Source organism: Nocardia implantans (assembly GCF_035544775.1).
Classification (GTDB): Bacteria; Actinomycetota; Actinomycetes; order Mycobacteriales; family Mycobacteriaceae; genus Nocardia; species Nocardia implantans.
Map to the genome: position 1 here is coordinate 26,267 of NZ_JAYKYQ010000017.1, position 20,691 is coordinate 46,957.

The 20,691-nt window shown below is 69.7% G+C and carries 20 protein-coding genes; 6 read left to right on the top strand and 14 right to left on the bottom strand.

Annotation, left to right across the window (positions count from 1 at the left end):
* Positions 1-19: 19 nt before the first annotated feature.
* The 4 genes from U3653_RS30010 to U3653_RS30025 all read right to left on the bottom strand — a co-directional run bounded on the left by U3653_RS30010 (position 20) and on the right by U3653_RS30025 (position 3,785).
* Positions 20-1,027 (bottom strand): Acg family FMN-binding oxidoreductase, encoded by a 1,008-nt coding sequence (locus U3653_RS30010; RefSeq protein WP_195082999.1) that lies wholly within the window; start codon positions 1,025-1,027, stop codon positions 20-22.
* Between the two features lie 101 nt (positions 1,028-1,128).
* On the bottom strand, positions 1,129-1,317 hold the full coding sequence (locus tag U3653_RS30015; RefSeq protein ID WP_324722491.1) for a hypothetical protein: 189 nt from the start codon (positions 1,315-1,317) through the stop codon (positions 1,129-1,131).
* 164 nt (positions 1,318-1,481) lie between these two features.
* Positions 1,482-2,477: an Acg family FMN-binding oxidoreductase gene (locus U3653_RS30020; protein ID WP_195083001.1), complete on the bottom strand. Its 996-nt coding sequence runs from the start codon at positions 2,475-2,477 to the stop codon at positions 1,482-1,484.
* Between the two features lie 423 nt (positions 2,478-2,900).
* Positions 2,901-3,785 carry an MBL fold metallo-hydrolase gene (locus U3653_RS30025; protein WP_323124641.1) on the bottom strand — a complete coding sequence of 295 codons (885 nt, stop codon included), beginning with the start codon at positions 3,783-3,785 and terminating at the stop codon, positions 2,901-2,903.
* A gap of 282 nt (positions 3,786-4,067) precedes the next feature.
* On the opposite strand from U3653_RS30025, the gene U3653_RS30030 reads away from it, so the two are divergent.
* The gene (locus U3653_RS30030) at positions 4,068-4,745 is read left to right on the top strand and encodes a phosphate signaling complex PhoU family protein (RefSeq protein ID WP_195083002.1); all 678 of its coding nucleotides are present in this window, start codon (positions 4,068-4,070) and stop codon (positions 4,743-4,745) included.
* Positions 4,746-4,858: 113 nt separating this feature from the next.
* On the opposite strand, the gene katG is transcribed toward U3653_RS30030, so the two are convergent.
* From katG to U3653_RS30070, 8 genes are all read right to left on the bottom strand, one after another.
* Positions 4,859-7,090: a catalase/peroxidase HPI gene (gene katG, locus U3653_RS30035; RefSeq protein ID WP_195083003.1), complete on the bottom strand. Its 2,232-nt coding sequence runs from the start codon at positions 7,088-7,090 to the stop codon at positions 4,859-4,861.
* Between the two features lie 35 nt (positions 7,091-7,125).
* Positions 7,126-7,569, bottom strand: coding sequence for a Fur family transcriptional regulator (locus U3653_RS30040; protein ID WP_195083004.1), 444 nt, complete (start codon positions 7,567-7,569; stop codon positions 7,126-7,128).
* A 546-nt stretch (positions 7,570-8,115) separates the two neighbouring features.
* Positions 8,116-9,285, bottom strand: coding sequence for a zinc-dependent alcohol dehydrogenase (locus tag U3653_RS30045; RefSeq protein WP_195083005.1), 1,170 nt, complete (start codon positions 9,283-9,285; stop codon positions 8,116-8,118).
* A 12-nt stretch (positions 9,286-9,297) separates the two neighbouring features.
* Positions 9,298-9,819, bottom strand: coding sequence for an SRPBCC family protein (locus tag U3653_RS30050; protein ID WP_195083006.1), 522 nt, complete (start codon positions 9,817-9,819; stop codon positions 9,298-9,300).
* A gap of 167 nt (positions 9,820-9,986) precedes the next feature.
* Positions 9,987-10,748, bottom strand: coding sequence for an enoyl-CoA hydratase (locus tag U3653_RS30055; protein WP_195083007.1), 762 nt, complete (start codon positions 10,746-10,748; stop codon positions 9,987-9,989).
* Positions 10,749-10,869: 121 nt separating this feature from the next.
* Positions 10,870-12,036, bottom strand: a complete 1,167-nt coding sequence (gene pcaDC / locus U3653_RS30060; RefSeq protein ID WP_435406601.1) for a bifunctional 3-oxoadipate enol-lactonase/4-carboxymuconolactone decarboxylase PcaDC — start codon at positions 12,034-12,036, stop codon at positions 10,870-10,872.
* 33 nt (positions 12,037-12,069) lie between these two features.
* A complete protein-coding gene (locus U3653_RS30065; protein ID WP_195083008.1) occupies positions 12,070-13,257 on the bottom strand; it encodes a 4-hydroxybenzoate 3-monooxygenase in 1,188 nt (395 codons plus the stop codon).
* A 77-nt stretch (positions 13,258-13,334) separates the two neighbouring features.
* Positions 13,335-14,138, bottom strand: coding sequence for an IclR family transcriptional regulator (locus tag U3653_RS30070; RefSeq protein ID WP_195083009.1), 804 nt, complete (start codon positions 14,136-14,138; stop codon positions 13,335-13,337).
* Between the two features lie 70 nt (positions 14,139-14,208).
* Between U3653_RS30070 and pcaH the strand changes: the two genes are divergently transcribed.
* Genes pcaH through U3653_RS30085 form a run of 3 tightly spaced genes read left to right on the top strand, consistent with a single transcriptional unit; the run spans position 14,209 to position 16,753 of the window.
* Positions 14,209-14,997, top strand: a complete 789-nt coding sequence (gene pcaH, locus U3653_RS30075) for a protocatechuate 3,4-dioxygenase subunit beta (protein WP_195083010.1) — start codon at positions 14,209-14,211, stop codon at positions 14,995-14,997.
* Positions 14,994-15,548, top strand: a complete 555-nt coding sequence (gene pcaG / locus U3653_RS30080) for a protocatechuate 3,4-dioxygenase subunit alpha (protein WP_195083011.1) — start codon at positions 14,994-14,996, stop codon at positions 15,546-15,548. Before pcaH ends, pcaG begins: the two co-directional genes overlap by 4 nt.
* Positions 15,545-16,753: a lyase family protein gene (locus U3653_RS30085; protein WP_195083012.1), complete on the top strand. Its 1,209-nt coding sequence runs from the start codon at positions 15,545-15,547 to the stop codon at positions 16,751-16,753. The genes pcaG and U3653_RS30085 overlap by 4 nt, the downstream gene beginning before the upstream one ends.
* A gap of 70 nt (positions 16,754-16,823) precedes the next feature.
* Here the strand turns inward: U3653_RS30085 and U3653_RS30090 are convergent, their stop codons facing one another.
* Positions 16,824-18,032, bottom strand: a complete 1,209-nt coding sequence (locus U3653_RS30090; protein ID WP_195083013.1) for an acetyl-CoA C-acetyltransferase — start codon at positions 18,030-18,032, stop codon at positions 16,824-16,826.
* Entirely contained in the window at positions 18,032-18,829 is a 798-nt protein-coding gene (locus U3653_RS30095; RefSeq protein ID WP_195083014.1) for an IclR family transcriptional regulator domain-containing protein, read from the bottom strand. Before U3653_RS30095 ends, U3653_RS30090 begins: the two co-directional genes overlap by 1 nt.
* 181 nt (positions 18,830-19,010) lie before the next feature.
* Between U3653_RS30095 and U3653_RS30100 the strand changes: the two genes are divergently transcribed.
* Complete coding sequence (locus tag U3653_RS30100; protein ID WP_195083082.1) at positions 19,011-19,757, top strand: CoA transferase subunit A; 747 nt, start codon at positions 19,011-19,013, stop codon at positions 19,755-19,757.
* The gene (locus U3653_RS30105) at positions 19,754-20,407 is read left to right on the top strand and encodes a CoA transferase subunit B (protein WP_195083015.1); all 654 of its coding nucleotides are present in this window, start codon (positions 19,754-19,756) and stop codon (positions 20,405-20,407) included. The genes U3653_RS30100 and U3653_RS30105 overlap by 4 nt, the downstream gene beginning before the upstream one ends.
* Positions 20,408-20,691: the final 284 nt, after the last annotated feature.

The window sequence follows — 20,691 nt, forward strand, 5'->3', positions numbered from 1 at the left end:
GCGCCGGTGGCCGCGGGTTTCAGCGAGAGCCGGTGACGGTGAAGACGTCCGTGACCGGTCGCCGGGGAGTCGGCGGGACCAGGTCCGCGTCGTCGGGCGCGGTGCCGACCCGCAGCAGCACTTGAGGTGTCGCAGGGCGGGGAACCAGGCCCGCGAGCAGCCCTCTGGTCGTCGGCAGCTCGGTGACATGGGTGAGCGCGCAGGTCGCCAGGCCCGCGGCGGTGCATTCCAGCAGCACGGCCGACAAAGCCTCACCGGTGCGCAGCCACCGCGGCACCGAATCGCCCTCGGTGCCGAGCAGCACCAGCCGCGCGCGATCGTCGAGTCCGGCCCGTCGCAGCGAGCGCGGCGCAGGAGGGAACGCGCGCCCGACTCCGACGCGGGCGAACTCCGCATCGGACACCAGCGCGGAGGTCGGCACGCCTTCCAGCGTCTCCGAACGTCCGGTCCACCACTCCAACTCGGTGCGGTAGAGCAAGTCGTGGTGGCGAAGCGCGCCGATCTGTTCCGAAGCGGCGGCGAGCCGAGGCCGGGCGCTGTCATCGAGGACGTCGAGTTCCACCTCGTGCGGGGAGCTGAGCATCCGCAGCCGGGGCAGCAGGTCGGCGAAGCCCTGCGGTTCGGTCATCGGCAGCCGGTCGGTGCGGCGCCGGTCGATGGCGCGTGCTCGGGCATGGATCCCCTCGGGCGGGTCGGTCCACGGCCGGAATTCGATCACCGCGAGATGGTCGGGCCGCTGCCGGTCCGGTACGCGCACGGTGTCGGTGTGCCAGCCTAGGTCGGCGAAGACGGTCCTGGCGTGATGCAGTACGGCTCCGCAGCTGATCACCAGTTGCCGGCCGTGCGGGTCGGTCGACGGCAGCAGCCGGTCTGCGTCGGTGTAGAGGTGCAGGCTGGTGCCGTCGAACACCCACCGCCACGGCTGAGTGTTGTGCACCGAAGGCGCCCGGGTGGCAAGCCGCAGGGCGGCGAGGATTTCCCGATGGCCGGGTACCGGGAGGGCGGGCGCTTCGTCGTTCGCGGTCATGGTTCGAGTCTTCGCGGGATCGGGTCGGGCGAATACGGGCGTTGCGCCCGCCACGCAGGGTCCTTGGTCACCGTCGTTGCCGCGGTTTCGGCGTGGCCGGCTTACTCATCGGTCTGCGCCACCCGCGCACGCAGTGTCGTCACGCCCCACCACAACAGCCGCAGCGCGAGACCGGCGTAGATGAGAACGGCGAAGTACACCAGGGTCGCGCCGTAGTCGCGGGCCCAGGCCGGTAGCAAGACGACCAGCGCGACGAGCATGCCGATCAGCATGATCGAAGCGACCACCACCGCGGGAACCGCCAGCGGCGCGGCATCCGGGTCCGGTGCTCTACCGGGCGGGGGACGAGGTGAACGGCGCAGTGACATAGCACACAGCTTGCTCACGCGGAGGATGCGACGGGAGGGTACTGCTGCCCGAAACGCGGGGGCGAACGTCCCGAGGCGGTGTGTCCTCAGTCCACCCCGCCCGCCGGGCCGGACATTTCGAGGATCTCCGCGAGCGGGCGGCGCGGCGTCTGCGGAACGTCCTGCCCGGAATCGGGCGCCGAGCCGACCCGCACCAGCACCTGCGGCAAGCCGAAACCGCCGGTCAGGGTACGGACCAGCGCACGGCTCTGTGAAACCTCGGTCAGGTGGGTCAGCGGACAGGTCGTGTACCCGGCGAGGGTGCACTCCAGCAGTACCGTGGACAGCACCTCACCGCAGTGCACCACGTCGTCAGGGGAGTCGCTGTCGGTGGAGAGGACGAGGATCACCGAATGGTCGTCGGCGACCTCACCGCGCCGCTCACCGGCGACGGTGGGGAATTTCCGGCCCACACTCACCCGCTGCCGTTCCCGCTCGGAGATCAGCGACTCCTTGGGGACACCGGCGTCGGCGACGACATGACCTGTCCACCAGTGCAATTCGGCGTGGTAATCCGGGTCGTAGCGGCGCAGGGACGCGGTCATCTCCGATGCGCGGGCCAGCGTGGGGCGGCTGTCGTCGTGCAGCACGCTCAGCGTGGCGTCGGCGGGATCGAACGTGCTGCGCAGCACGGTTTCGAAATCCGGCCATCCGGGCGGCGCCGCGAACGGCAGCCGGTCGGTGCGCCTGCGCAGGATGGCGTCGGCGCGGGCGCGGTCGCCGTCGGTCACGAAGTGGGCCCGATGGAACGTGATCGTGGCCAGATGATTGCGGCGATTCGGGTTGGGAAAGTGGGCGACGAGGGTGCGCCAGCCGGCAGCGGACATGGCCGCGCGCAGGTGTCCCAGCGCGACACCACAGCTGATCAGCATCTGACGTCCGGTGGTGTCGGTCGCCGGGAGGCGGCGTTCGGGTACGGCGAACAGCCGCAGCGCTTGGCCGTCGAACGTCCAGTGCCAGGGCTGGCTGTTGTGCAGCGACGGCGCCCGGCCGGCGAGGAGGACGGCCTTCTCGATGGTTTCTCCGGTGGGTAGCTCGTTCATAGGGCCGACGGTAGGTCGCCCGCGCCGAGGGGAACACAGTCGTTGGTCCCGGATCTCGTCGCTGGTGGACCCCACCTCAGGCCGTTGCCGCGGACTTTCGTCCCTGGACGGGATATCGGCGGCCTGGATCGCTTGACCGTATGCGGCAGGGCGTCGACCAGCAGTGCGCCCGCGGCGAACCGCGCGAGCGTGCGTGTCACGCAACGCGCCGGCATCCTGCCCCGGGACGACAGCCGGCAGTTCCGGGCGCTGCTGGCCGCGTCCGAACTTCCCGCCCCCGCCCGGCGCTTCGGCGGATGACGGAGGGACAGGTGTCAGTGCCATTCAGGACGGCCGGCCCGGCAACGGAAAGAGGCCGAGGTCGGCGTCGAGCCGGCCGTCGATGACGAGTGTGGTCCCGCCGATTCCGGTGTGCGTTCGCCGTCAGCGGTGCGCCCATCTCTTCGCCGCGGTGTGGTCGTGGGTGGGGATGACCTCGACATCCGCGGGCAGGCGGTGCAGGCGGTGGATCGCGGCGAATGCGGCGGATCGATCGTGATCGACGAGAAGCCCTGGCAACGGGGGCTTCTCGCGCAGCAGCCCGATCTGCTCCCGGCGCCAGACGGCGTCGCCCGCCAGCAGCACGGTCCCACCGTCGTCCACCGCGAGAACGAGACCGATGCTGCCGGGGGTGTGGCCGGAAAGATCCACCGCCAACACCGAGCCGTCCCCGAAAACGTCGTGGCTGCTCGCGAAGGTGAGAACGGGAGGTCCGTCGAGGTCGATGGATGGCGTCGGTCGTGAGCCGAGCGCCTCGGCGACTCCCATGGGGGCCGTCTCGGGGTCGGTCGCCCAGCTCAGTTCGGCCGTGGTCGCCCGCAGCGCGAGGGATGCCGGTAGGTCGAGCAGTCCGGCCACGTGGTCCCAGTGGATGTGCGTCGCGATCGCGAAGTCGATCGCGTCGACGGGGACGGCGGACAGCGCGAGCGAATCGGCCAGGCCGACAAGCGGTTTGCGCGGAGCGACCAGATCGCGATAGGGACGGCGCAGCTGCGGCAGCACCCGGGAGTGCACGTCGGTGCACATCGCCGGATCGACGATGAAACGCGCCTGCGGGTGTTCGACGAGAAAGCTGGTCATCGCGATCGCCACCTCGGGCGGCCGCAACGCTCCTTCGATCACTCCGTAGGCCGGGGCGGGCCGCACACCGTGGATCAGCGCGGTCAGCCGGACCCTGGCTCGCGCCGGGGGCAGCCCCGCGTCGGTGAGCGTGCCGAGCAACTGCGTGTCACCGGGCCGGGGGCGCAGCGTGCGCCACGGCATCGACATCCCGGCGACGCAACACGACCACCACGTCCCGGCGGCACCGGTCCGCGCCGTCAACGGCCCCGCTGATGGCAACTCCACACCGGCCCCTCCCAGCCCGGTCGGCAGCGGCGCGGCCGACGAACAGCTTGCTCAGGCGAACCACGATGTTAACTCAGCTTCCGATAGTCGACCGGTGCGCGATTTCCGAGTTTCGCAACGTTGCCCGGTGGGCTTCCGGGAACATCTCGCCCCCGGGCACCGGGACCCACCGCGCGTTACCCGGATGCGCGCGATGATGGAACAGTGCGCACCCGCTTCCACGAGCATCTCGAGCAACTCGCCGATCAATTGCGAGCGATGTGCGCGCGCAACCGGGAGGCCATCGCGATGGCCACCGACGCCCTGCTCGGCGCGGACCTGGAGCTGGCCGAGCGCACCATCGACTACTGCGCCGAAACCGTCGCGATGCGCGACGGCGCCGAACACGCTGCGGTGACCCTCCTCGCGCTCGAAGCTCCCGTCGCGGGAGAACTGCGGCGGGTGGTGACGGCACTGCAGCTGGTCGACGACCTCACCCGGATGAGCACGCTGACCGAGCACATCGCCGACACCGCCAGACGCAGGCATCCCGCCGCCGCGGTGCCGGAACCGGTGCGAAACCTGGTGACCCACATGGGCGAGGCGGCCGTCGACCTCGCCGATGCCGCGGTCGGCGTGCTGACCACCGCCGACCCGGGCGACGCCGCGGACCTCGATGCCCGCGACGACACCATGGACGATCTGCACCGCGACCTGCTGGCGGCGATCCTGGCCGAAGGGTGGGACAACGGCACCGCCGCCGCGGTCGACGTCACCCTGCTCGGCCGCTACTACGAACGCTTCGCCGACCACGCCGTCGAAGTCGGCCGCCGCACCCTCTACATGACCACCGGACGCCGGGACGACGAGGCAGCGCGATCCATCCAGCTCCCCGAAACCTGAGTGCCCGTGGCGGATTCGGCGCGCTCGACAGGTCCACCGGACGGGACGACGGGCGACCGGAACGATCCAGGCCGGCCCCCGGAGGGACCGGCCTGGATGTCACCGGATACCGATCAGGCCAGGTCGAACCGATCGTTGTTGGCCACCTTGACCCACGCCGCGACGAAGTCGTCGACGAACTTCGCCCCGGCGTCGGCCTGCGCGTACACCTCGGCCACCGCCCGCAGCACGGAATGCGATCCGAAGACGAGGTCGTTGGCCGTCGCCGTCCACTTGGGCGCGCCGGAGGCGCGGTCGAAGCCCTCGTAGACGTTCTCCGCCGACTCCGACGCCTTCCACTCGGTGTTCTGGTCGAGCAGGTTGACGAAGAAATCGTTCGTCAGCACACCCGGCCGGTCGGTGAACACGCCGTGGTCGGTGCCACCGTAGTTCGCGCCGAGCGCGCGCAGCCCGCCGATGAGCACCGTCAGCTCCGGAGCGGTCACATCCAGCATGTACGCCCGGTCGAGCAGCAGGCGCTCCAGCGGGGCCTTCTCACCGGCCCGCACGTAGTTGCGGAACCCGTCGGCCCGCGGTTCGAGCACCGCGAACGACTCGACATCGGTGTTCTCCTGGGTGGCGTCCGTCCGCCCCGGCGCGAACGGGACCGTGATGTCGTGGCCCGCGTCCTTGGCGGCCTTCTCGATCGCCGCGGACCCGGCCAGGATGATCAGGTCGGCGAGCGAGACCTTCTTGCCGCCTGCGGCCGAACCGTTGAAGTTCTGCTGGATCTGCTCGAGCACCGGCAGCACCTTGGCCAGTTCGTCGGGCTCGTTGACTTCCCAGTTCTTCTGCGGCTCCAGCCGGATGCGAGCGCCGTTGGCGCCGCCGCGCTTGTCGGTGCTGCGGTAGCTGGCCGCCGAGGCCCAGGCGGTCTTGACCAGCTGCGCGACCGACAGGCCGGACTCGAGCACCTTGCTCTTCAGGTCCGCGATGTCCGCCTCATCGATCAGTTCGTGATCGACGGCGGGCACGGGGTCCTGCCACAGCTGCGGCTCGGGAACCCACGGGCCGAGGTAGCGGCTGATCGGTCCCATGTCGCGGTGCAGCAGCTTGTACCACGCCTTGGCGAACGCCTCGGACAGTTCCTCGGGGTGATCCAGCCAGCGGCGGGTGATCTCCCGGTAGATCGGGTCCTCGCGCAGCGCCAAGTCCGTGGTCAGCATGGTCGGCGTGCGCGCGGGCCCACCGAACGGATCCGGGATCGCGCCTTCGCCCGCGCCGTCCTTCGGCTTCCACTGCCAGGCGCCCGAAGGGCTCTTGGTCAGCTCCCACTCGTAGCCGTACAGGTTCTGCAGGAAGCCGTTGCCCCACTTGGTGGGGGTGGAGGTCCAGACGACCTCCAAGCCGCTGGTGATGGCGTCCTTGCCCTTGCCGGTGCCGTAGGCGCTCTTCCAGCCCAGGCCCTGCTGCTCGATCGGGGCGCCTTCCGGCTCGGCGCCGACCAGGCTCGCATCGCCGGCGCCGTGGGTCTTGCCGAAGCTGTGGCCGCCCACGATCAGCGCGGCGGTCTCCTCGTCGTTCATCGCCATGCGGCCGAACGTCTCGCGGATGTCGCGGGCCGCGGCCACCGGATCCGGCTGTCCGTTGGGCCCTTCGGGGTTCACATAGATAAGGCCCATCTGGACGGCGCCGAGCGGATTGGCCAGCTCGCGGTCACCGCTGTAGCGCTCGTCGCCGAGCCAGGTGTCCTCCGGACCCCAGAAGACCTCCTCCGGCTCCCAGATGTCCGGGCGGCCGAAGCCGAAGCCGAAGGTCTTGAATCCCATCGTCTCCAGGGCTACGTTGCCCGCGAACACCAGCAGGTCGGCCCAGGAGATCTTGTTGCCGTACTTCTGCTTGACCGGCCACAGCAGCCGGCGCGCCTTGTCGAGATTGGCGTTGTCCGGCCAGCTGTTGAGCGGCGCGAAGCGCTGCGCGCCCTGACCGCCGCCGCCGCGGCCGTCGGAGATGCGGTAGGTGCCCGCGGCATGCCAGCTCATTCGAATGAACAGGCCGCCGTAGTGGCCGTAGTCGGCGGGCCACCAGTCCTGCGAATTGGTCATGACCGCCGCGACGTCGGCCTTGAGGGCGTCGACGTCGAGCTTCTTGAATTCCTCTGGGTAGTTGAAGTCCTCGCCGAGCGGGTTGGACTTGGAGGTGTGGGCGTGCAGCACCGAGACATCGATCTGCTCCGGCCACCAGTCCTTGTTGCTGCGGGGACGATGGTCCGTCTTCGCGGTGGGGGACGGGATCGCCGGGTTCTCGCTCTCGCTCGCGCTGCCGGTCTTGGTGTCAGGATTGGGCGGGCGGCTATCGGATGACACAGCATTCCTTCCTGAATGAGTGATGGGGGCTGTGATCACGAATGTGATCGGGAAGCCTGTGTTTCGACACAGTCGGGGCACAGGCCCCAGTAGATGACCTCGGCCTCGTCGATCGAGAACCCGCTGTCATCGGACGCGGTCAAGCAGGGGGCCTCGCCGATGGCGCAGTCGACATCGGCGATCACCCCGCAAGCTCGGCATACGACGTGATGGTGGTTGTCGCCGACCCGCGATTCGTAGCGGGCGACGGATCCGGACGGCTGGATACGCCGGACCAAGCCGGTGGCGGTGAGCGCGTTCAGCGAGTCGTACACCGTCTGGTGGGACACCTCGGGCAGCGCGGATCGGACAGCGCGGATGATCGACTCCGTGTCGGCGTGTGGGTGGTCGTGCACCGCGCTGAGCACCGCGACCCGCGGACGGGTCACGCGCAGCGAAACTCCTCGCAGCATCTGCTGGAATTCCGAGGCCGTTGGCATGCACGGAAGTCTTGTCCGTTTTCTGGAACGAGTCAAGAGTTTGTTTCGAAGTCGCGCTGTGCTAGCGGCTGTGCGGGTGCCCGCCTCGGGGAACTGCCGGGCAGCGTACCCACTGGGGCACGAGGCGCGGGGGCGTTTGCGCGATTCGATCGCGCCGATGAAGCCGGGCTTGTCCGGCTTCGAACGGGCAACCCTGCGGTACCGCGATCAGCAACCGCTCAGGGGCGGGGATTCGTGCGGGTCCATCGACGACGTTCCCGGTCGCCGGCCGCGGCGCAGCGACGGCAGGTCGCGATCACCTGGTCGGAAGTGTCGGCCAACCACAGCGCCTCGCTCCACGGGACATGCGGGAATCGCGCCAGCCGTGCGCGCGCGAGCGGGATGCCGCACAGCGTTTGATTGGTTCCCGGTAGCCATGCGTGCGTATCGCCGCAGGGGTATCGGATACCGTCGGCATCGATCCACCGGCTCGACGCGGCTACGGCGGGTTCGGTCCGTCCTGCCATATCCGGCGGGTGCCCCGCTCGTCCCGGCGGAAACTCCGGATCACGGCCGGAAAACGGCGCGGATGCAGCCTTCCTTCTTGTGCTTGAAGATGTCGTAGCCGTATACCGCGTCGTCGAGCGGCATGTCGTGGGTGATCAGGTAGGAGGGGTCGAGATCGCCCTGCTGGATGTAGTCGAACATGCGGGGGACGAACCGCTGACCGTATTGCTGTGCGGTGCGGATGGTGAGCCCCTTGTTCGTCACGATGCCCATCGGGAATTTGTCGGTGAGGCCGTAGATGCCGAGCACCGAGACGACTCCGCCTTTCCGGCACGCCAGAATCGCTTCGCGCAGCGGCGTCGCACGATCCGTTTCCAATCGGAGCAGTTGTTTGGCGCGATCGTAGAGCTGCTGCAGGCCGGTGCCGTGCCCCTCCATCCCGACGGCATCGATGCAGGCGTCCGGGCCGCGACCGCCGGTGTTCTCCCGCAGGAATTCCTGGACGCTGTCGACGGCGGTGTAGTCGATCGTCTCCGCGCCGAACTGCTCCTTCGCCACGCGCAGCCGTTCGGGAAAGCGGTCGATGACGAAAACCCGGTCGGCGCCGAGCAGGCGAGCGGTGTGCCCGGCCATCAATCCGACGCCACCGCTGCCCCACACCGCGACGGTGTCTCCGGGGTGGATGTCACAGAATTCCGCGCCCATCAGACCCGTCGGCACGGCATCGGACAGGAACAACGCCTGTTCGTCGGTGATGCCGTCCGGTATACGGAAGCAATTGGTGTCGCCGAAGGGGACACGGACATATTTCGCGTGGGAGCCCTGATAACCGCCGAAGGGATGGGTGTAGCCGTAGATTCCGCCGGTCGGGTAGCCCAGAATCGGTTGCTGTAGAGCGCCGTTCGGATTGGTGGTGTCGCACAGGGAATACAGCTCGTGGTCGCAATACCAGCACGACGAGCATCCGATGAAAGACGGAACCACGACACGGTCGCCGACGGCGATAGAGGTGACTTCGGCGCCGGTTTCCACGACCTCGCCCATGAATTCGTGTCCGAAGACGTCACCTTCCCGCATTCCGGGCAGATATCCGTCGATGAAATGCAGATCGGATCCGCAGGTGGTGGTCAGGCGGACCTGGACGATGACATCGTGCGGATTGACCAGCACCGGGTCGGGGACGTCTTCCACGGCGAGGTCGTCGACGCCGTTCCAGCACAGCGCATGCATGTCTCCTCCTGTTCACCGAGCCGACGAGCGCGCGCTCGGATTGTGGGCCAGGGTGGGCATTTCGCCGGTCTGCAGCCGGGCTCGGGCACGGTAGAGGGCGGTGAACATGCCCGCGCCGGTCAGCAGGTCGGGCAGCGGGGTCTTGGCTCGCATCGTCACCTCGGTACCGAGATCTCGGGGTGCCTCCCGGAAGCTCAGTTCGATTTCGAGACCTTTGCCGAACGCGGTGTCCTGGTCGTCCGCGCCGACGAACCGGAAGTGCCCTTCCTCCTCGCGCAGCGTGGTCTTCCAGGTCGTGCGTCCATCGGCGCCCGCCTGCAGCGTCCATTCGTAGATCGGCGGTGCAGGCGACGCGACTTCGGCGACGTCGCCGAGCACTTCGGACAGGTTCACCGGGTCGCGCCAGAACTGCTCGACCTCGGCGCGTGGCCGGGCGATGGTCACGGTCTGGCTGCCCGAATAGCTGCCGGCCGATTCGATCACCCGTCCCACGAGATCGCTGAGCAGGTGTTTGGTGTCATCGATGTAGTGCATGGGCCCTCCTCTCGCTCTGCGTGGTCGCAAGCCACCCGGCACACACGAGAAGCGCCGCGCCCTGCGGTTCGGCACGAACTGTCTCGCCAGCGGCTACCCGCCACCGGCGACGCCAAACCGTTTCCCTCCCGCTGCGATGACATTCGCCCGCACCGCAGTGCCGCCGATCATCGCGATCGGCTGATCTCGGCCTGTTTCGCGGCCAGCCGCGCGGCGAATTCCGGCGACTCGAGCGACGCCACCTGTGGCACGATCTCGGCGTCCACCGCGTCGGCGTGCGCGTCGAGGTTCGCGGTGTGGCGCATGGTCCGCTTGGTGGTGATGAGCAGATCGCGCGGCGCTTCGGCCGCGCCCGCGGCGAAGTCGATCGCTCCGGCGAGCAGCGCGTCGTGATCGCCGTCGATCACCCGGTGCGTCAATCCGGCGGCGAGCGCTGCCTCGGCGTCGAGGATCTCGCCGAACAGCGTCATCGCGGCGGCCCGTTGCGGTCCGACGGCGCGTTGCAGCATCCAGGTCATCCCGCCGCCGGGATGCAGGCCGAGCCGCAGGAATCGCGCGTCGAACCGCGCGCGGGGACCGGCGATCCTGACGTCGGCGGCCAACGCGAGATTGAGTCCGGCGCCGACGGCGGCGCCGCCGACCGCCGCGATGGTCGGCAACGCGCAGCGCGCGATCGCGAGGAACCCGTCATAGATCACCCGCAGCCCCTCCTCGCGGGCCGCGCCGAGCGCGCTGAGATCGGCGCCCGCGCAGAAGGCGGGCGGCGTTCCGGTGACGATCACCGCGTGCACGCCGGTATCGCGCTCGGCCGCGGCGACCGCGGCGGCGAGTTGTTCCGACAGCGCCGGTGTCAGCGCGTTTCGCCGATCCGGGTCGTGCACGGTGATGATCGCGACCTTGCCCCGCCGTTCACTGCTGATCTGCGCCATGACCGGATCGTAGGCGCCGGCGGTGTCCGGGAGGCGCCCGGGATCGCATGGATCGGCACCGTACGGGACGCCGCCGGACGGGAGTACCATCGGGCGGCGTCGCCGGGTCGCGCCGGGTGCGTCAGTCGTGCGGAGACGATTCCGTCAGCGCCCGCGCACCGAGGGCGAAGGCGCGGTTGCTGTTCGGTACGCCCGCGTAGATCGCGGTGTGCAGGAACACCTCCGCGAGTTCCGCGGCGGGCACCCCGGCGCGCACTGCGGCCCTGATGTGCATGTCGAGTTCGTGCTCGTTCCCGACCGCCGTGAGGACGGCCAAGGTCAGCAATCGGCGGGTGCGGTGGTCGAGACCGGGGCGGGACCAGATGTCGCCCCACGCGGTCCTGGTGATGAAATCCTGGAACGGAGCGGTGAATTCGGTCATCGCGGCGATCGAACGATCGACATGCGCGTCGCCGAGGACTTCGCGGCGCACCCGCATGCCCTGCTCGAAAGCCGCTGCGCGCTGTGCTCCCAGCGGGGTGGCGCGCTGGATGTGCGACCGGAGGAGAGCGGTCACCGTGCCCGCGCTCTCCACACTCGCCAGGTGCGCGCCCGCCACGATCCGGAATTCGGCCTCCGCTACGCCGTCGGCTATCTCCCGCACCATCTCCGGTGGGGTAGCGGGGTCCTGCGCCCCCGCGATCACCAGGGTCGGTGCGACGATCCGGGCGAGGTCGGCCCGCCCGTCCCACTCGGCGAGCGCGGCACAGCATCCCGCGTAACCCTCCTCGCCGGTGCCCGACACCATCGCTGTGTGCCGGGCCACCAGTTCGGGGTCGCGCCCGGCGAGTTGCGGGGTGAACCACCGGCCGACGACAGCTCCGGCGATCGAGGCCACCCCGTCGGCGCGGACGGTGGCGGCGCGGTCGATCCACCCTTGCGCGGGCGGGAAGACGGCGGCCGTGCACAGCAGAGTCAGACTGCGCACCCGGGCCGGGTGATGCGCCGCGAGCCACTGCCCGACCGCACCGCCCAGGGACAGGCCGACGAAGTGCACCGAATCGAGGTCGAGCGCGTCGAGCAAGGCCAGCGCATCGGCTCCGAGTTCCGCGACGGTGTAGGGGCCCGGGGGAGTGGGCGAGCCGCCGTGGCCGCGATGGTCGTAGGCGATGGTCCGGTACCCGGCCGCCGCGAGCGCCGCGACCTGCGGCTCCCACATCCGCCGATCGCTGCCCAGCGAGCCGCTGAACAGTACGGGAACGCCGCTGTCGGGTCCGTCGACCGCGTAGTCGACCGCGATTGCTTGCACAGTGTCTCCGATCCGATGGCCTAGAGGGGTGGTTCACGAATTGGGCCAGCCGGTGTAGCCCTCGGCGAGGTAGGCCGTCCCCGCGGCGGAACCGACGATGCTGTCCAGTTCGCCGAGCTGACGTCGTTCGTCGAAGTCGCTCGCGCTCGCGACCCGGTGCAGCAGCGTCGTCATCCAGTAGGAGAAATGCTGCGCCTTCCACACCCGGGCGAGCGCGCGATCGGTGTAGCGCGTCAACGCGTCGTCGTCGCCGCCGCGCAGCCCCCGCTCCACCGCTTCCGCGAGTACCCGCACATCGGCCAGGGCCAGGTTGAGCCCTTTGGCGCCGGTGGGCGGAACGGTGTGGGCGGCGTCCCCGGCCAGCAGGAGCCGACCGTGCCGCATGGGGGTCTGCACGAAACTGCGGAACGGCAGCACCGTCCGCTCGATGACGGGCCCCTCGCGCAAGGTGAAGCCGTCCGTCCCCGCCAGCCGCGTCTGCAATTGGTCCCAGATCCGGTCGTCGGACCACGCGGACGGATCCTCGGAGGGATCGCATTGGAAATACATGCGCTGCACGGTTCGCGTGCGCTGGCTGATGAGGGCGAATCCCTGCTCCGAGCGCGCATAGATCAGTTCCGGCGCGCTGGGCGGCGCCTCGACCAGCACGCCGAACCAGGCGAACGGGTACTCGCGGAAGTACCGGGTCGCGCCGCCGACGAGGCCGCGGCACACGCTGCGCGAGCCGTCCGCGCCGATCACCAGATCGGCGCGGATCTCTTGCGGCCGCCCGTCGGCGCCGACGCACCGGACCCGCGGCTCGTCCCGCACGTCGAGCACCTCGGTGCCGGTGACGCCGTAGCGCAGATCGCCGCCGTCGCGCACCCGGGCGCGGTGCAGATCCGCGAAGACCTCGGTCTGGGGATACAGCCAGCACGAGGCGCCCACCGCGTCCTGGAAGTCGATCCGGTGACTCGCCCCGCCGAACCGCAGATCGATGCCGCGGTGCTCCTGTCCCTCCCGCAGCACCCGGTCCGACACCCCTGATTCGACGAGCAGCCGCACGCTGTCGCGTTCGAGGATTCCCGCCCGGTGCGTGTTCTCGATCGCGGTGACCGATCGATTGTCGATCACGGTGTTGTCGATTCCGGCCGAGTGCAGCAGATGCGACAGCATCAGACCGGCCGGGCCGCCTCCCACGATCGCTACCTCGACCCGGGTCGAGCTGTAGGCCACGGACATCGTTGCTCCCTTCTTGCCAGGCCGACGCTAGGGAGCCGGTCTTTCCGAGGGCGAGCCGTGCTTTCCGCTCAGTGAAATCAGCTCGGTGGAACTCGTGCGGCGGCGCCGGTTGCCGCCCGGGGCGGCGCGGCCGCACCGGATTCCAGTTGCCGCCCGATGCCCTGCGCGGCTACCTGGAGCGCGGCGACGAGCCGTCCACGGTGGCGGCGCAGATCCGGCACCACGACACCGATGGCGGCGACCGTGGTCTCGCCACGCCGCACGGGCACCGCGACGGTGCAGGCGCCCAGCGTCATCTCCTCGACCGTGCTGGCGTAGCCATCGCGGCGAACTCGCAGGAGTTGCTCGTTCAGCCGTCCCGGATGGGTGATGGTGTACGGGGTGATCCGGGTGAGCGAGCCGAGCACCCGTCGCCGCACGTCTTCGGGCGCATACGCCAGCAGCACCTTGCCCACACCGGTCGCGTGCATCGGCAGCGTGCTGCCGACGGTGCTCACCACCGGCACCGACGCGCGCCCGGAGAACCGTTCGAGGTACAGCACCCGGTCGTCGTCGCGGATCGCGAGATGCACGGTGGCGCGGGTCGCGGCGTAGATGTCGTGCAGGAACGGGGAGGCCGCCTCCCGCAGCGAGGACTGCACGGGGGCCAGCAGGCCGATCTCCCACAGCCGTCGCCCGACGGCGTACTCGCTGCCCTGCCGGGCGAGCGCGCCGTGCTCGGTCAACTCGCCGACCAGGCGGTGCGCGGTGGCCGGCGCCAGTCCGGAGCGCCGGGCGATCTCCGACAGGGTCAGCCGAGGATGCCGCTCGTCGAAGGCCCACAGGATCGAAAGCACGCGGCCGGTGACGGTTGCCCCAGGGGTGCTGGTGTTGCCGGCCATGCGATGAGTATTCCACTGAGCAGAAAACACACCATGGTCGGCCGCTGGGAGCGGACCTACGCTGCGAGCCATGGGCAACGAATTTTTCCCGGCAGTAGCCCGGTTGTCGCCGCAGTCGGTCATCGATGCGCAGATCGCCGCCATCGAAACCGACTACCAGCAACAGGGAGTCGAGCAGACCCAGCCGCGACTGAACTACCCGCCCTACCGCTCCAGCGCGTTGCGATATCCGACGAAAGACCCGCAGCCGGTCGACCCGGAGACGATCGAGCTGGCGGCGCCGTGCTTCGGCCATTGGGATGTGGATCCGCTCGAAGCCGACCTCACCATCGGCCATGCCGGTGAACCGCTCGGACAGCGGATCGTGGTCACCGGCCGCATCACCGACGGCGACGGACGACCCGTCCGGCGGCAACTGGTCGAGATCTGGCAGGCCAACGCCAGCGGCCGATACGTGCACCAGCGCGACCAGCATCCGGCTCCGCTCGACCCGAACTTCACCGGCGCGGGCCGGTGCCTGACCGACGACGACGGGCGCTACCGGTTCCAGACCATCAAGCCGGGTCCCTACCCTTGGCGCAATCACCACAACGCGTGGCGCCCGGCGCACATCCACTTCTCACTGTTCGGCACCGAGTTCACCCAGCGACTGGTCACCCAGATGTACTTCCCCGGCGACCCGCTGTTCCCCTTCGACCCGATCTACCAGGCGATCACCGACAGCAAGGCCAGGCAACGGCTGGTCGCCACCTACGATCACGACCTGACCACGCACGAATGGGCCACCGGCTACCGCTGGGACATCGTGCTGTCCGGTTCTCGGCGCACCTACATCGAACAGGAAGGCGATGACCTGTGACACTTCCTTCGACTCCGGGCCAGACCGTCGGCCCGTTCTTCCACTACGGCCTGCTCCATCCCGGTGATCGCGATCTGGTGCCGCCCGGCAGCGCCGGCTCGGTGCGCCTGGGCGGACGGGTGCTCGACGGCGCGGGCGCCGGACTCCCCGACGCGCTGGTGGAGATCTGGCAGGCCCGTCCCGACGGCGTCGTGTCGCGGGAACCGGGTTCCATCCGGCGCGACGGCTGGACCTTCACCGGATTCGGGCGCGCCTCCACGGGACGTGACGGCCGCTACGCCTTCAGCACACTGCCCCCCGGTCCCACGGAGCCGGGCAAGCCCGCGTTCTTCGCGGTGACCGTCTTCGCGCGCGGCCTGCTGGACCGGCTTTTCACCCGCGCCTACCTGCCCGACGATCCGGCCGCCCTCGAACGGGACCCGCTTCTCGCTTCGCTTCCGCCGCAACGCCGCCGCACCCTCATCGCCGATCGCGACGAGCACGGTTTCGTCTTCGACATCCGCTTGCAGGGCGAGGACGAGACCGTGTTCCTTCGCTTCCCGGCCCGGTGAGCGACCTGTTCTGGGCGGGTGACGAGCGCGCCGGGGAACTGCTCACCGAGCAGGCGTGGCTTGCGGCGATGGTGCGGGTCGAGCAGGCGTGGCTGGACGCCATCGCCGCCCGCCGCATCGCACCCGGGTCCGTCGCGCTGACCGGTCTGGTCGGCCCCGCCGACATCGACGGCATCGCCCGCGGCGCCGAGTCCACCGGCACGCCCGTCCTACCGCTGGTGACCCTGCTGCGCGAACGCGCCGACGCCGCGGCGGCGCGGTGGATCCATCGCGGTCTCACCAGCCAGGACGTGGTGGACACCGGTCTGATGCTGTGCCTGCGCGCGGTGGTCGAGCGGCTTCGTGCCGAGTTGCGCGCGCAGATCGAGGCCATGACCGGCCTGATCGCCCTGCACCGGCACACCGTGATGGCGGGCCGGACCCTCACCCAGTACGCGGTGCCGATCACGTTCGGGCTCAAGGTTTCCGGCTGGCTGACCGGAGTGCTCGACGCCGCCGACGCCGTGGACCGGGTGCGGCTGCCCGCGCAGGTCGGCGGCGCGGCCGGAACCCGTTCCGCGATCGCGGATCTCGCGGGAGGCGCCGCCGAAGCCGCCGAATTGATCATCGCCGCGACGAGACTCCTCGGCTTGGAGCAGGCGCTGCCGTGGCACACCGCCCGCGCCGCGGTGACCGCCCTCGGTGACGCGATGGTGCGCTGCACCGACGCTTGGGGCCATATCGCGACCGATGTCCTCACGCTGTCGCGGCCGGAGATCGCCGAACTCGCCGAACCGGACGCGCCCGGCCGCGGCGGCTCGTCCACGATGCCGGGCAAGCGGAATCCCGTGCTCTCCGTGCTCATCCGGCGCGCCGCCATCGCCGCGCCTCCGCTCGCCTCGACGCTCCATCTCGCGGCGAGCCTGGCGGGTGACGAACGTTCGGACGGCGCGTGGCACACCGAGTGGGCGTCGCTGCGCACCCTCGGCCGCCGAACCGTGGTCGCGGCCGCGCAGACCACCGAACTTTTGACCGGCCTTCGAGTGGACACCGATCGGATGTCCGCCACGGCCGCGGGCTCCTGGAGCACACTGACCGCAGAACAAAGGTCCATCGCCGCGTTCACCGGCGCCGATGCGCCGCAAGACGACTATCTGGGCAGCACGCAGACGGTGATCGACGACGTGCTGGCCCGTGCCGCCGCGTTGCTGGACAGCACTCGATAGCGGTCCGGCGGGGCCGGCCGATACCAGCGTCCGGCGGCCGGAGCCGCCGGACGCGTGGCGATCACGGGCGTCAGAAGCGTTCGAAGACGGCGGCGAGCCCTTGGCCGCCGCCGATGCACATCGTCTCCAGGCCGTAGCGCGCTGCGCTGCGGTCCATTTCACGCAGCAGTGTCGCGAGGATGCGGGCACCGGTGGCGCCGACCGGATGGCCGAGGGAGATGCCCGATCCGTTCGGGTTCAAGCGGGGGTCGTCGGGCTCGACCTTCCACTCCTGGAGCACGGCCAGGACCTGTGCGGCGAAGGCTTCGTTCAGTTCGATGACGTCGATGTCGGCCAGCGTGAGCCCGGCCCGGCCGAGTGCCTGGGCGGTGGCGGGCACCGGCCCGATTCCCATGGTTCTCGGCGGCACTCCCGCGACCGCCCAGGAGATCATCCGCGCCATCGGCCGCAATCCCAGCGCGCGGGCGTGGTCGGTGGTGGTGACGATGCAGGCGGCGGCTCCGTCGTTCTGGCCGCTGGCGTTGCCCGCGGTCACGGTCGCGTCGGCATCGATGGCGGCGCGGATCGGCCGCAGGCGCGCCAGCGACGCCACGGTGGTGTCAGCTCGGGGATGCTCGTCTTCGGCCACCTGGAGAGGTTGCGACTTGCGTTGCGGCACAGGGACACGCACGATCTCCGCGGCGAACGCTCCGGATTCCTGGGCGGCGACGGCGCGCCGATGCGACTGGGCGGCGAACGCGTCCTGGTCGGCACGGCTGATCGAGTACTCGGCGCGGAGATTCTCGGCGGTCTCGATCATGCCGCCGGGCACCGGGAAGTTCGCTCCACCGGCGGTGACGCGCGCTCGCGCCAAGCGGTCGGCCAAGGCCACGCCGTCACCGCGCACGCCCCAGCGGATGCCGGTGGCGTAGAACTCGGCCTGACTCATCGATTCGACGCCGCCGGCCACCACGAGGTCGCTGCCGCCCGTGCCGACCTGCATGCAGGCCTGGATCACCGCCTGCAACCCCGACCCGCAACGCCGGTCCACCTGCACACCGGGCACCTGGATGCCGAGCCCCGCGTCCAGCGCCGCGACCCGGCCGATGGCAGGGGCCTCGCCGTTCGGCGTCGCCTGCCCGAGGATCACGTCGTCGATCCGCGCCGGGTCGATCCCGGTCCGCTCGATGAGCTCGCCGATCACGATCGCGGCCAACCGTTGCGCTGGAACATCTTTCAGCACTCCACCGAACCGCCCCACCGGTGTGCGCAAGGGCTCGCAGATCACAACGTCGTGCATCAGATGTCCTTCGAGGAACGGATCGGTGCCGCGGTCGCGGCGAGATCGGCGGAGATCGCCGCCGCGGTGCGCAGCAGGTGGGGAAGCAGGTCGCGGCGGACGGCGTCGGCGGAGTAGCGCGCGGTCTGCGTGGACAGGTTGACCGCGGCGACGACGTCGCCGGTGCGGTCGCGGATCGGCGCCGCGAGCGAGCGCAGGCCGACCTCGAGTTCTTCGTCGACGACGCAGTAGCCGTCGGCGCGGACCCGGGAGATCTCCGCGCGCAGCGCCTTCGGCGTCGCCAGCGTCCGTCCGGTCAGCGGAGCCAATTCGACGCCGCGCAGGTAGCCGTCGAGTTCCGGTTCGGGAAGACCCGCCAGCAGCACCCTGCCCATCGAGGTGGCGTACGCGGGAAAGCGGGTCCCGATGGTGATGGTCACCGTCATGATGCGGCGAACCGCGACCCGGGCGACGTAGACGACATCCGCCCCGTCGAGGACCGAGACGGAGGCGGATTCGCGCACGGATTCGGTGAGCGCTTCGAGGTGGGGCTGTGCCAGTTCGGGCAGGCCGAGTCCGGACAGATAGCTGTATCCGATTTCCAATACGCGCGGGGTGAGCCAGAAAACGGTGCCATTGGTGCGGACATAGCCGAGTTCGATCAGAGTGAGCAGGAATCGGCGGGCGGTGGCCCGGGTCAGATCGGTGCGTCTGGCGACCTCGCTCAGCGTCAGCCGGGTGTGGTCGGCATCGAAGGTCCGGAGGACGGCGAGGCCGCGGGCCAGGGACTGCACGTAGTCGGGTGACGGCTCGGTCATGCCCGCGCCTCCTTCGTTGCCGACGACGCTGCCGCGCTCATAGTTTGCCTTTCGTTCGAATAACGAACACATGGACGAATAGCGAACATATTACCGAGGCGCGACCTCGTGCGCCAAGTCGATGTTCGCATAGCGAACGGATGTGCATATAACGAACCCGACGGCTAGGCTGGTCGGCGTGATCGACAAAGTGATGCCAACCGCGGCCGACGCCGTGGCCGACATTCCCGACGGGGCTTCCCTGGCGGTCGGCGGCTTCGGCCTGGTCGGGGTGCCTGAGGCGCTGATCGTGGCCTTGCTGGAGCAGGGCGCGACGCGGCTGGAGACGGTCAGCAACAACTGCGGCACCGCCGGGTCCGGTCTCGGCCTGCTGCTCGATGCGCACCGGATCCGGCGCACGATCGGCTCTTATGTGGGCGACAACGCCGAATTCGCCCGGCAGTATCTGAGCGGCGAGCTCGAAGTGGAACTGACTCCGCAGGGCACGCTGGCCGAGCGGCTACGCGCAGGGGGCGCAGGGATTCCGGCCTTCTTCACGCCCGCGGGTGTCGGGACGGTGGTGGCCGAGGGCGGACTGCCACTGCGTTACGACGGTGCCGGCGGGGTGGCGGTGGCGAGTGCTCCGAAGGAGACCCGCGACTTCGACGGCGTCACCTACGTGCTGGAAAGAGGTATCGCGACCGATTACGCCCTCGTCCATGCCTGGAAGGGGGATCGGCACGGCAACCTCGTCTACCGGCGCAGCGCCCGCAACTTCAACCCCGTGGCGGCCGCGGCAGGACGCATCACGATCGCTCAGGTGGAGGAACTGGTCGAGCCGGGAGAGATCGATCCCGATCGAGTCCACACGCCGGGCATCGATGTCCAGCGGGTGGTGCACGTCGGCAAGGTCTCGGTCGGCATCGAGAAGAGGACGGTACGAGCATGAGGCTCACGCGGGAACAGATGGCGGCCCGAGTCGCCCGGGAACTCGAGGACGGCCAGTACGTCAACCTGGGCATCGGGATGCCGACGCTGGTACCCAACTACCTGCCCGATGGCATCGAGGTCGTCCTGCACTCGGAGAACGGAATCCTCGGTGTGGGACCGTATCCCGCCGAGGACGAGCTCGATCCCGAAGTGATCAACGCGGGCAAGGAGACGGTCACGGTGCTGCCCGGCGCGTCGTGCTTCGACTCGGCGACCTCGTTCGCCATGATCCGGGGCGGACGGGTCGATGTCGCGGTGCTGGGCGCGATGCAGGTGAGTTGCCGCGGCGACCTGGCGAATTGGATGGTGCCCGGCCGCATGGTCAAAGGCATGGGCGGCGCTATGGATCTCGTGCACGGCGCCCGGCGGGTCATCGTGATGATGGACCACGTGACCAAGAGCGGTGAGCCCAAGATCCGCACCGAATGCACCCTCCCGCTCACCGGACTGCGCTGCGTGCAACGGATCATCACCGACATGGCGGTCCTCGACGTGACCGGCGACGGTCTGCGGCTGGTGGAGACGGCCCCCGGGGTGACGGTCGAGGAGGTTCGCGCCGCGACCGGAGCGCCGGTGGCGGTCGATCCCGTGCTCGTCGCCGCCGGATGACCGGGCGCCCCGCCGCGCTCGTCCGTCCTCTGCGTGGTGTTCGCCACGTCGTACAGGTCGGCGTCATCGAGCACGACGATCAGGTCCGGGATGTCCTCGGTGTGTCCGTTGCCGAGTTGGTCGACCATGAGATCGAGGGCGTTCTCGGCGAACTCGACGGCTTCTCCCAACGTGGCGGAGGCTTGCGGTGGGGCGATGAGACTCTCGATCTGCTCCCGGGCGCCGCTCACCCGCGGGGGCGGCCGCGTCGCCGATCCGGGATCGTCGCCGCTGGGCGCAAGCGG

Coding starts and splice junctions, on each gene's coding strand:
- U3653_RS30090 (WP_195083013.1), bottom strand. CDS start 18,032: ATGCACGACGTTGTGATCTGCGAGCCCTTGCGCACACCGGTGGGGCGG.
- U3653_RS30050 (WP_195083006.1), bottom strand. CDS start 9,819: ATGCACTACATCGATGACACCAAACACCTGCTCAGCGATCTCGTGGGA.
- U3653_RS30065 (WP_195083008.1), bottom strand. CDS start 13,257: ATGTCCGTGGCCTACAGCTCGACCCGGGTCGAGGTAGCGATCGTGGGA.
- U3653_RS30020 (WP_195083001.1), bottom strand. CDS start 2,477: ATGAACGAGCTACCCACCGGAGAAACCATCGAGAAGGCCGTCCTCCTC.
- U3653_RS30105 (WP_195083015.1), top strand. CDS start 19,754: ATGAGGCTCACGCGGGAACAGATGGCGGCCCGAGTCGCCCGGGAACTC.
- U3653_RS30045 (WP_195083005.1), bottom strand. CDS start 9,285: ATGCATGCGCTGTGCTGGAACGGCGTCGACGACCTCGCCGTGGAAGAC.
- U3653_RS30095 (WP_195083014.1), bottom strand. CDS start 18,829: ATGACCGAGCCGTCACCCGACTACGTGCAGTCCCTGGCCCGCGGCCTC.
- U3653_RS30010 (WP_195082999.1), bottom strand. CDS start 1,027: ATGACCGCGAACGACGAAGCGCCCGCCCTCCCGGTACCCGGCCATCGG.
- pcaH (WP_195083010.1), top strand. CDS start 14,209: ATGGGCAACGAATTTTTCCCGGCAGTAGCCCGGTTGTCGCCGCAGTCG.
- U3653_RS30070 (WP_195083009.1), bottom strand. CDS start 14,138: ATGGCCGGCAACACCAGCACCCCTGGGGCAACCGTCACCGGCCGCGTG.
- U3653_RS30040 (WP_195083004.1), bottom strand. CDS start 7,569: ATGCCAACGGCCTCGGAATTCCAGCAGATGCTGCGAGGAGTTTCGCTG.
- U3653_RS30055 (WP_195083007.1), bottom strand. CDS start 10,748: ATGGCGCAGATCAGCAGTGAACGGCGGGGCAAGGTCGCGATCATCACC.
- U3653_RS30025 (WP_323124641.1), bottom strand. CDS start 3,785: ATGTCGATGCCGTGGCGCACGCTGCGCCCCCGGCCCGGTGACACGCAG.